This window comes from Anaerocolumna jejuensis DSM 15929 (genome assembly GCF_900142215.1).
Taxonomy (GTDB): domain Bacteria; phylum Bacillota; class Clostridia; order Lachnospirales; family Lachnospiraceae; genus Anaerocolumna; species Anaerocolumna jejuensis.
On the sequence record NZ_FRAC01000027.1, the window covers coordinates 82665 to 93802 of the forward strand.

The 11138-nt window shown below is 41.0% G+C and carries 9 protein-coding genes; all 9 read right to left on the reverse strand.

Going from position 1 to position 11138, the window contains the following annotated elements; genetic code table 11:
* Positions 1-20: 20 nt before the first annotated feature.
* Complete coding sequence (locus BUB77_RS22410) at positions 21-1808, reverse strand: sensor histidine kinase (RefSeq protein ID WP_170866717.1); 1788 nt, start codon at positions 1806-1808, stop codon at positions 21-23.
* A 124-nt stretch (positions 1809-1932) separates the two neighbouring features.
* Positions 1933-3618 carry a type 2 periplasmic-binding domain-containing protein gene (locus tag BUB77_RS22415; protein ID WP_073279244.1) on the reverse strand — a complete coding sequence of 562 codons (1686 nt, stop codon included), beginning with the start codon at positions 3616-3618 and terminating at the stop codon, positions 1933-1935.
* A gap of 27 nt (positions 3619-3645) precedes the next feature.
* On the reverse strand, positions 3646-4554 hold the full coding sequence (locus tag BUB77_RS22420) for a carbohydrate ABC transporter permease (protein WP_242962567.1): 909 nt from the start codon (positions 4552-4554) through the stop codon (positions 3646-3648).
* 12 nt (positions 4555-4566) lie between these two features.
* A complete protein-coding gene (locus BUB77_RS22425) occupies positions 4567-5529 on the reverse strand; it encodes an ABC transporter permease (RefSeq protein ID WP_073279246.1) in 963 nt (320 codons plus the stop codon).
* A gap of 75 nt (positions 5530-5604) precedes the next feature.
* Positions 5605-6594, reverse strand: coding sequence for a peptidylprolyl isomerase (locus BUB77_RS22430; protein ID WP_073279247.1), 990 nt, complete (start codon positions 6592-6594; stop codon positions 5605-5607).
* A gap of 357 nt (positions 6595-6951) precedes the next feature.
* Positions 6952-7158, reverse strand: a complete 207-nt coding sequence (locus BUB77_RS22435) for a hypothetical protein (RefSeq protein ID WP_073279248.1) — start codon at positions 7156-7158, stop codon at positions 6952-6954.
* A 142-nt stretch (positions 7159-7300) separates the two neighbouring features.
* The gene (locus BUB77_RS22440) at positions 7301-8281 is read right to left on the reverse strand and encodes an ABC transporter permease (RefSeq protein ID WP_073279249.1); all 981 of its coding nucleotides are present in this window, start codon (positions 8279-8281) and stop codon (positions 7301-7303) included.
* Between the two features lies 1 nt (position 8282).
* Complete coding sequence (locus BUB77_RS22445) at positions 8283-9389, reverse strand: ABC transporter permease (RefSeq protein ID WP_073279250.1); 1107 nt, start codon at positions 9387-9389, stop codon at positions 8283-8285.
* Complete coding sequence (locus BUB77_RS22450) at positions 9367-10920, reverse strand: ABC transporter ATP-binding protein (RefSeq protein ID WP_073279251.1); 1554 nt, start codon at positions 10918-10920, stop codon at positions 9367-9369. The genes BUB77_RS22445 and BUB77_RS22450 overlap by 23 nt, the downstream gene beginning before the upstream one ends.
* Positions 10921-11138: the final 218 nt, after the last annotated feature.

Genomic DNA, 11138 nt, shown 5'->3' on the forward strand with positions numbered 1-11138 from the left:
TCCCCCTTTTGCATTACTGTCTACACCAATGGGATTTTTACTATTACTTTTGTATAGCAGCCTATTTTGGAAGCTATACTAATCCCATATTCACTGCCAAAACTGATTTTAATCCTGTCCTGGACATTCTTTAACCCAATACCGTTCCCTGAACTTCCTGTGGTTTCAATTTCCCCCTGGATTTTCTTTTGCAGTCTGTCTATTTCTTCATCACTCATTCCCCTTCCCGAATCAGTGATTTCTATAATGCAGTAATTTTCATACAGAATCCCCTTCATATATATGCTGGTATCTTCCGCCAATTCCTCAATGCCATGGTAAATAGCATTTTCAATAATAGGCTGCAGGGACATCTTCGGTATTTCCTGTTTATATATCCGCTCCGGCATATTCAGGCTTAGATAAATTTCATAATCAAACCGCAGGTTAATAAGCGCCAGATAATTTTTAATATAATCAATTTCCTCTAATACCGTAACATTTTGGGATACCCATTTCATACTATAGCGCAGTAATTTTCCAAGAGCTGTTACCGCATCCGATATTTCGAACTTTTCCTCTATCTCTGCCATCATTTTTATGGATTCTAAAACATTGTAAATAAAATGTGCATTTATCTGATTCTGAAGGGCTCTGATTTCCGAATCCTTTACTAGGATTTCTCTCTTAATATTGTCTGCCATGAGCTCGGTGATATGTTCAAGCATTTTATTAATCTGCTGGCCCAATTCTCCGATTTCATCGGCATTGGACACTCTTACCCGAACATCCAGATCCCCTTTTTGCACCCTGTGAATGGTGTTCATAATTTCATAGAACTGCCTTAATATTACTTTGACTATCTTATCGGAAAAGAGCAACAGCATAATTACAATAACAAAGAAGCAGCCCCAGAAAATATTTTTGGTCTTTGAAACAGCAGCATAATCTTCCTTTAAGGATATGACCCGGAACAGTGTTCCCTTTATTTCTTTTACAGATTTAAAGCACACTATGACCGGTTCCTTATCAAGGGTCATCAGAACATAGTTCGTATCACCAGAGCTCTCTGGTTTCTGTTTTAATATTTCATCAATATTATCCATCCATCTGCTTTTCTTCTCCAGGTCAAAATAATATTTACCGTTATCACTGGCAAAACAGGTCCATTCATTATCTCCTCCGGAATAAAGATTGGCAAATAATAATTCCATCCTGGTAGATACTTCAATAAGGGCAATTTTCCCAGATTCCAGTTCTTTATAGGTTACCAGGGCGACCAGATGCTGGTCTCTCGAAGCATAGAAGGAAGGAAGTATCTCATCCTCGTAATCAAATTGCCAGGTACCGGATTCGGGCAGCCCCTCTTTTGCCCAGGCAAGCCTTTTCACCCTATCCATCTTATAGAGCACGGGCATCATTTCCGGAATCCCCTGATAGTCCGCATATACTCTGACCTGATAAAGGTAGGGATTAGAATTAACGATCTTCTCCAGGGCCTTGATTTCACCCTGATAAAATTCAAGCAATTCCTCCGTTTTTATCTTTTCCCCCGAACAGAACCTCTCTACATAATTCCAGAAGTTTTGGCTGTTCAGCATTACCTGGGTAGACATTTGGCACATTTCCACATTTTTTTGAATCTGTTCACAGTTCTGGGTAAAATTAATCTCTACGCTTTTTAATTTCTCCTTAATCCTGGAATCCCTGATATTATCAAAAAAGATAATAGAAAAAATAACCAGCGGGAAAACTACGATGGTCATAATAAGGAAAGTAAATTTATGACTTAATTTCAATACAGAAAAGTGCCTTTTAATAAATTTCATCATACCTCCGCAGCATATCAAGCTTTGAAAATGCACAAGCAAAAAATATTTTAAAAAATCACAAAAACACTACGCGAAAAGACAACCTGTATTTCACCAGGCTGTCTTTCCACGCAGTGTATTCTTACTGGATTCCGAGTTTTTCCTTTGCCTCCTTCATCATTTCCGTCCTCTTATCCAATACCTTTTGCATTCCGGCATCCGTTCTCATTTGAACGAATTTGCTCCAGATAGAATCAAATTCTTTATCCGAAGAAGCCAATAACAGTTTCGGAAGGACAACTCCCCATTCATTATCAACTTTCTGCTGGATTTCTGCTTCCTCAGAGCCTGCCGTCAATGTCAGGTCATATTGAGAGGTAGACATTACATAAGGATACGTCCATCTCTCCATCTGTCCAAGAGGTTCAGCGGTAGGTACCGCCCACTTTAATGCCATGGCATTATCCTGGAACATCCAGTATGCGGAATCAGAACCATATTCTTTGTCATATTTATTTCTGTCAGAGTTTAATAAATCTCTAACCTCTTTTTTCATAGTAGGAACACCGTCAACAGAATCCCAGGTAACACCTTCTACGCCCAGCCAGGTCATCAGCTGTCCATGCTCGCTCATAAGGTAGGAGCATAACTGAATTGCACGGTCAGGATGTTTACAATTCTTAGAAATCATTGTTAAGGTCCATCCATTGATACCTGTGCCCGGTAATGTATAAGCATCACCCTTGCTGTTCTTAGGTCCGTCTACGGCAATATAGATGCTGTTAGGATCATTTTCATAAAGAATCTTTTCCTGTGTTGCCAGATCTGTTCTCTGATATAACATACAGAAGTAACGTCCCTGTGCGATTTTTTCTTCCATCTGAGCTCTCTTATCGATGAAAATATCATCAAGCAGATAGCCTTCCTGGCCTAATTCCCTGAAGGTCTTCAACCATTTTATTAATTCAGGGTCGGTAAATCTGTCATATACCTTACCATCCTTTTCATAGGGTACGGCCAAGAAATTGCATAAGTAGTTATCAAATGAATTATTTCCGTTTGCTGCAAACTCATGGGCGCCGATAGGGATAATGGGCTGACCGTTAATTTCAGGATACTTAGCTGCCGCAGCCTTGACAGCGGCTTTGAAGCCTTCCGGAGTTGTCATATCAGGGCTTCCGATTGCTTCGTAAATATCCTTGCGAACCAGGAAGGTCTGATTAGAAGATATGTTATCATATTTTTTATAGTCAGCAGGTGAAAATGAGGAGTTAGGATATCCGTAGATATGCCCGTCTTGCTGGGTAAACCAGCCTACACGGCCGGGATCTGCAACATCGAACCAATAGGGATCATATTTTGTTGCCAGCTCATCCAAAGCGTAGACCATGCCATCGGCAATAATATCCTTTACCTGAGGCTCATACCAGCCAAGTGTTACTAAATCCGGCAGGGTATCCGATGCAATCAGTGAATTCAATTTTTCTGCTTCATTTCCGGCAGGAACTACAAATTCAATGTTAACGCCGGTTTCTTTGGTGATTGTCTTGGAAATTAAATTTTCCCCCCAAGGTGTCGTAAACCAGGAAAAATTGATATACCAGGTTAAGGTTACCTTGTCATCTGCATTCTTCTGCCAGCCCGGTACTGTTTCTCCGTCTGAACCGCTTTTTGTGGGTGTTGCAGTGTCTTCTGTCCCTGGGGCTTTTGTTGCCTCCGGTGTAGCGACAGCGTCCGATGGCTTGCTTTTGTTTCCGCATGCCGCCATACTCAGAACCATGATAAAAATCATAGCAAGAGCCATAAGCTTTGTAAACCTTTTATTCATTTTTGCTTCCTCCCTGAAAATATTGATCTATTCCTTAACTGCACCTACCATCATTCCTTTTACGAAATATTTCTGAAGGAAAGGATATACGCAGCATATAGGCACTGTTGTAATAATCATAGCGGCCAGCTTAATAGAGGTTGAAGTGGTATCCGCCGCCGTAATATTGGAGGCGGAAATGGAATTTGCCGCCTGGCTGGACTGTACCTGGGCCACCATTCTGTAAAGATAGGTCTGTATCGGTTCCAAATCCGGCCTGGCCGTCATATACATCAGACCGCCGAAGTAATCATTCCACTGTCCCACACCTGCAAATAAGGCAATGGTCGCCAGCACAGGTTTGGATAAAGGTATTATAATTTTATAGAAAATCTTAAAATCATCCGCACCGTCAATCTTCGCTGATTCCTCCAGAGACACCGGTATTTCTCTGAAAAAGTTGATAAATATCAGCAGATTAAAAAAGTTAAAGGCTGCAGGTATGATATAGACCAAAAAATTATTTAATAAATACATGTGTTTAAATAATAGAAAGGTCGGTATAATACCGCCTGCAAAGAACATAGTTACCGTTCCGATTGCCATATAATATTTTCTTCCGATGAGATGATTCTTGGATAACGGATAAGCTACCAAGGCCGTAAATAAAACATTCACTGTAGTACCAAGCAGTGTCTTTCCTATGGTAATTTTAAAAGCCTGCAGCACACTGCTGTTTTCAAATACCGTCTGATAATTTTTCATGGAAAATTGTCTCGGCCACCAGTAAATCCCACCCATCATGGCATCCTTTGCATCATTCAGCGAGTTTACCAATACATACCAGATTGGGTAAATACATAAAAAGCAAATAATAATCATTAATAACGTATTGCATACATCAAATATTACAGTTCCTCTGGAACGTTTGATTCTTATACCACCTGTCTGTTTCACATCCATACCTCCCTAATATAATGACCTGCCAAGCAACTTTTTACTGGATTTGTTGGCTATCAGCAATAAGAACAAAGCGATAACGGATTTAAAAAGTCCCACAGCTGTCGCATAAGAGTAATTCCCCTGTGTCATACCCACCTGATAAACATAAGTATCAATAACCTGGCTCCTGGAAATATTGACCTGATTCTTAAGAATTAATATCTGGTCAAAATTCGAATTCAGCAAACCGGAAATCTGAAGTATCAGCATAATTGCAATCGTTCCGGTAATACAGGGCAAGGTTATAAGCAATATCTTTTGAAGCTTATTGGCACCGTCCACCGTAGCTGCCTCATAAATCTGCTGGTCTACTCCGGCAATGGCTGCCAGATAAATAATAGCCGACCAGCCAAGCTCCTTCCAGATATCAGAAATCAAAGCAATTCCCCAGAAAACTTTAGGATCTCCCAAAAAAGATTTTGGTTCATCAATAATATGTAATGCCATAAAAAAATCGTTAATTACTCCCGTCTTTGACAACCAGGTTGTAAGGATACCACCAAGCACTACCCATGACAGGAAATGAGGAAGGTAAGAAAGGGTCTGGGAGATTTTCTTAAATTTAATTCCTCTGATTTCATTGAGCAATAGCGCAAAGATAATCGGCATGGGAAAGCCTATTATAAGCTTTAATAAGCTAATACCTATGGTATTGGTCATAATATCTGCAAAATAAATATCCTGGAAAAAATCCTTGAAATATTTAAGCCCTACCCACGGTGCTTCGGATATGGGTCTTGTAATCTTAAATTTCTTAAATGCAATAATAATACCTCCCATTGGAAGATAATTAAATATTAGCATCCAAATCAGTCCCGGAATGACCATAAACTGCAAATATTTCTGGTTCCACCATTTCCTGGCCAGGTTCTTCCCAGTTAATTTTTGTTTTGGCCGCTTTAATTCGTTCATCGTAGTTGACTTAGCCATACTGATTCCTCCATCTGTCTTCTTCTCCTAAATGATGTTCTAAATATCCCTGTGCTACAGCGGATATCGTATTGCTTACTTTCCAATAACAACCTTTTCCCAGACCTTCGTATTAACTGTGATGTTATGCTCCGCCTTCAGGGCCTTATACTTTTTATCAAAGGTTGCTGTCTCGGCTTCCTTTACGGCCTTTTCCACAGCTTTTTCATATTCGCTCCTGGATGTGTTATCTTTCAGCTTAATGATGTAATAGCCTTTTGTGGTCTCTACCAGACCACTGACCTGACCGGCTTTCATTGAGGTTATGATTTCTTCCAGATTATCTTCCTCTCCAAAGGTACCAGCACCTTTTAAAAACGTAAGTTTACCTGACTTTAAGCCTGCTTTCTCTGCCAGGGCACTATAGTCGGCTTCTGCATCAGCTTTGCCGGTCAGCTCTCCTACTTTATCTTTTTGATTCCTGTTTCCATAGATATATTCAATGTCATATTGTTCATATTTTTTCACATCTATGCTCTTTTTTATGGCTTCCTTATCAAGGAAGGAGTCTATGTAATTATTATAATAATCCGTTGCAACAGTAATTTTTTCCTGAATCCCGATTAACTTTTCTTTTGAAAGTCCATAGGTTTCAAGCTGGTCTGCCGGTATGTTTTTCAGAATATTTTCTGCCTTTTCCAAACTTGCTTTTTTCTCAGCCTCTGTCAGTGTATACCCCTTTTGCTTTGCTTTCTGATAAAATATTTCGTATTTAACCGCATTCTCCATGGCCTGAGCCTTTGCTTCCTCCCACATGGTCCTGCCGTTGTCTCCCTTCATTCCCCAATAATCTTTAATCCCCTTGTCTAAAAAGGAGGCATACAGCTCTCCCTGTAATTTTTCCAGCATAATATGATACATCATCTCATTCATAGAAATCTTGCTGTTATCAATGGTTACTACCAGAGAATCCGGTTCCGGATATTTACCCGAACAACCTGTTATCACTAAAATAATGACTGCCAGCAGGCAGCATAAATTTCTTATACCAACAGTCTTATTTTTAAAATTCGCCTTTTCTGCCATATAAGCTCCTGTCTGCCGGTTAAACCAGGCATTTTCAAATAATCGATCCAACCCCTTCGTTAGTTTAAGTATAACAAAGATATAAAAATACATAAGGTATATAATTTTACTTTAGGTATATTTTTTTTAGTTCAGCTTAAAATCATCTCTTGTATAATGTTGTACCTCCTTTTCTTATAAGGATAAGTAAGCTTAAAGCAAACAAAAAGGAGTGAAAATTATCACTCCTTTCAGACTGTAGACAAATGAATTTTTGAATTTTGCAAAATCAGAATATTTATACAGACTAAAGGCAAAGGGATTTCTGTACCTTTAGTAAATCTACTTACTAAATTGGAATCTGTACGTGTGAAATTGTTATTTACTGAACAGTACGGAGCCCAACCGTTCAAATAAAACTCCAACCCCAATGAAAAGCGCGGCAATTAACAGCATTCCAAAAATCGTTATTAATACGGAGATTACCTTCTGTGTTCTTTTGCTGAGTGGTTTATTTTTCGCTTTCCGACTCTCAACCCAGCTTTCAAGGAGAACTGTATAAATAATCTCAAAAATAATTTCCATATCACTTCCCCATTTTCTCTGTTTTACAAAAATATAAAATTATTATTTACTTATTTAGAAAAACAAATTCTTAATTAATAAAGAATATCATAAAATTAAAAACAGGATTCGAATCTCTTAACCAATTCGAATCCTGCATTTTCTATCTTTCTTCTCTGAAATACGCCTCTCCGAGACTGGCCGGAGGCTGGTTTTCATGTTTATTCCGCTTACTGGACAAGATTAATACAATGATGGTGACCACATAGGGAAGCATCTTGCAAAGCTCCTGTGTTGCCCTTGTCAGCCCTGGCAGGTAGATATATAGAATATAGAGTCCGCCAAAGAGAAAGGAACCCCATATAGCATTAACAGGCTTCCACAGGGCAAGGATAACCAAGGCAATGGCAAGCCAGCCCCTGTCGCCGAACCCGTTATTGTTCCAGGTACCGCCAAGATACTCCATTACAAAATACAAGCCTCCGAGACCTGCTATGGCAGCTCCGGAAATTGTAGCCGTATATTTATATCTGGATACATTTATACCCGCAGCATCCGCTGTTGCAGGGTCTTCTCCGATTGCCCGAAGATTCAGCCCTTTTCTGGTCTTTTTTAGGAAGAACGCCAGCAGAACCGCAAGAATGACGGATAAATAAGTCAAAAAGCCATAGGAAAAGAACAAGTCCCCGATTACAGGAATCTTCGACAAGCCCGGTATCTCTGCCCGGTATGCGGAGGCTGTGGTCTTAACGGATATCTGGCCTACCCCTCCTGCAAGCTTCGAAATGGAACCGCCGAAGAAATTACCAAAGCCCACTCCAAAGGTAGTAAGGGCAAGACCTACCACATTCTGGTTGGCACGAAGGCTGATGGTCAGGACACTGTATATCAGACCGCCAAAGGCAGAGGCCAGAAGTGACACCAACAAGGATATCAAAAGTCCCAAAAAGGCATTCGGATGGCTTGTCGATTTCTCGTAGAAGAAAGCCGCCATCAGGCCAGATATGCCACCCATGTACATAATACCCGGGATACCAAGATTTAAGTTACCGGACTTCTCTGTTACAATCTCACCGGAGGCGCCAAATAAAATGCTGACTCCCTGGCTGATTGCATTCTGTAAAAATATTAACAGCAACGACATATTAGGCCACCTCCTTCTTATTCTTACGGAATTCCAGCTTATAGTTAATAAAGAACTCGCATCCTATGAGGAAAAATAACAGGATACCGGTTATAATATCCGATGCATTCTGATTGAGCCCATACTGGGAAGCAATCTGGATGGAACCCTGCTGCATAAATACCAGAAAAGCAGATACGAAAAGCATGGCTACGGGATTGAACTTTGACATCCACGCAACAATAATCGCCGTAAAGCCCCTGCCGCCGGCAGTACTGGTGGATATGGTGTGGCTGGCGCCGCTTACAATAATACTTCCGGCAAGCCCGCAGATTCCGCCGGAAATCATCATAGTCCGGATAATTACCCTTTTCACATTAATTCCTGCATACTTGGCCGTATTCTGGCTTTCACCCACAACTGCGATTTCATAACCCTGCTTGCTATGCCTCATATAAAGGTAAACAGCCAGTGTCATAATAAGTACAAGGATAACATTGAGGCCGTACTGCATACCGAATACATTTCCAAACCAGCCCTTTCTGGTAGCTCCGTTAATGATTCCGACCGTGTTGGAACCGGTAGGATTTTCCCAGAAAACAATGCAGAAGGTTACAATCTGCATGGCCACATAATTCAGCATCAGGGTAAACAAGGTTTCATTGGTATTATAATAGGCTTTAAATACCGCCGGAAGAAGTCCCCACACCATACCTGCCAGACTGCTTACGATAAAAACGACCAAAAGCAGCAGCCAGTTAGGCAATGAATCTCCCAAATATATCATCATGGCTGCGGTGGCAGTACCTCCCATGAGAATCTGGCCTTCCGCTCCGATATTCCAGAATCTCATTTTAAAGGCAGGGGTAAGGCCTACCGCAATAATCAGAAGGGTCATGGTCTCACGGATTGTTACCCAAAGACGGCGTTTTTTTCCGACTGCTCCGTCTATGATTCCAAGATACACCTGAAAGGGATTATCACTTGTAATTGCTACAATCACAAGCGCGCACACAATCAGGGACAATACAATGGCAATTCCCCGGATTGTCCATGCTTTCGTTTTCGAAACGCTGTCCCGCTTGGTCATTCGGACAAATACTTCTTTATTTGCTGCTTCTTTGCTCATGCTTATGTGCTCCCTTTCTATCAGACGTCATCATAAGTCCGATTTCTTCCTTGGTCGCCTTTCTTGCATCTACAATACCGGCAACTCTTCCGCCGTTAAGTACCAATATCCTGTCACACAAATCCAGCAATACGTCCAAATCCTCTCCTACGCAGATAACAGCAACCCCTTTTTCCTTTTGCTCATTGAGGAGGTTATAAATGGTATAGGAAGAATTGATATCCAAACCCCTTACCGGGTAAGCCACCATCAATACCGTAGGATTGGAAGCAATTTCACGGCCAACCAATACCTTTTGCACGTTACCGCCTGAAAGACGCCTGACAGGCGTATCCACTCCGGGTGTTACAACGTCCAGCTTTTCTACTATGTTATTTGCCAAATCCTTGGGCTTCTTTCGGTCTACAAAGAAATGTTTTCCGTCCTTATAGCTTCTTAGCATCATATTATCCGTCAAATCCATGGAGCCTACAAGTCCCATGCCAAGCCTGTCCTCCGGAACAAAGGATAAATGAATCTTTAAATCCCTGATTTGTGCAGCCTTCATATCCGATATCTTTTCCGTATTACCGTCCGGTGCATAATAAAGGATTTCACCGCTTTCAATAGACTGAAGCCCGGCAACGGCTTCTAACAGCTCCTTTTGCCCGCTTCCTGCAATACCTGCGACTCCAAGTATTTCTCCGCTGTAAGCTAGGAAAGAAGCTTCCTTTACTACCTTAAGCCCTTCCCTGTTTCTGCAGGTTATGCCTCTCATCTCAATCCGTTTCTCTGTGTTGGAAGGCTCTGTTCGGTCAATGTCAAGCTTTACCTTCTCCCCTACCATCATTTCCGTAAGGGATGCTACCGTAGCCTCTGCGGTATTTACCGTACCGATGAATTTTCCCTTGCGAAGTACCGTGACGCGGTCGGAAAGCTCCAGCACCTCATTCAGCTTATGGGTGATAATAATAATGGACTTTCCTGCTTTTCGCATGTTGCGAAGTACATCAAAGAGCTTCTTCGTTTCCTGTGGGGTCAAAACAGCCGTAGGCTCATCCAATATCAGGATATCAGCACCACGGTAAAGTACCTTTACAATTTCAACTGTCTGCTTTTGGGAAACAGACATATCATAGATTTTTTGTGACGGATTCAGATCAAAGCCATACTGGGCGGTAAGGTTATTTATTTCTTCCTGTACCTGGTGCATCTTCAGGGTCTTGCTGCCCTGCAGGCCCAATATGATGTTTTCAGCAGCTGTTAATATATTAATCAGTTTAAAATGCTGATGGATCATACCAATGCCCAATGCAAAGGAATCTTTTGGGGAACGTATGGTTACTTCATTTCCGTTAATAAATATCTGCCCTTCATCCGGGAAATAGATACCGGAGAGCATATTCATAAGAGTGGTCTTACCGCTGCCGTTTTCACCTAAAATAGATAGGATTTCACCCTTTTTGACAGAGAGGTTCACACTGTCATTTGCTATTACTTCGCCAAACCGTTTGGTAACATTCTTTAATTCAATGGCGTTTACCTGTTCCACAAAAAAACCTCCTACACAATAAATTTGCGGAACTGCAAATCCGCAGTCCCGCAGAAAAGGCTAAAGAGCAAGCCTTGTACAATTTAATCACCATACATATCACAAGCCTGCTCGTGATACTGTTTAAATAGAAAGATTAAAAATGCAAAGCATTTTTCAATCCAATCCCCATGCATATCACAAGCCTGCTTGTGATATTGCTTAAATAGAAAGATTAA

Coding starts and splice junctions, on each gene's coding strand:
- BUB77_RS22410 (WP_170866717.1), bottom strand. CDS start 1,808: ATGAAATTTATTAAAAGGCACTTTTCTGTATTGAAATTAAGTCATAAA.
- BUB77_RS22415 (WP_073279244.1), bottom strand. CDS start 3,618: ATGAATAAAAGGTTTACAAAGCTTATGGCTCTTGCTATGATTTTTATC.
- BUB77_RS22425 (WP_073279246.1), bottom strand. CDS start 5,529: ATGGCTAAGTCAACTACGATGAACGAATTAAAGCGGCCAAAACAAAAA.
- BUB77_RS22430 (WP_073279247.1), bottom strand. CDS start 6,594: ATGGCAGAAAAGGCGAATTTTAAAAATAAGACTGTTGGTATAAGAAAT.
- BUB77_RS22435 (WP_073279248.1), bottom strand. CDS start 7,158: ATGGAAATTATTTTTGAGATTATTTATACAGTTCTCCTTGAAAGCTGG.
- BUB77_RS22440 (WP_073279249.1), bottom strand. CDS start 8,281: ATGTCGTTGCTGTTAATATTTTTACAGAATGCAATCAGCCAGGGAGTC.
- BUB77_RS22445 (WP_073279250.1), bottom strand. CDS start 9,389: ATGAGCAAAGAAGCAGCAAATAAAGAAGTATTTGTCCGAATGACCAAG.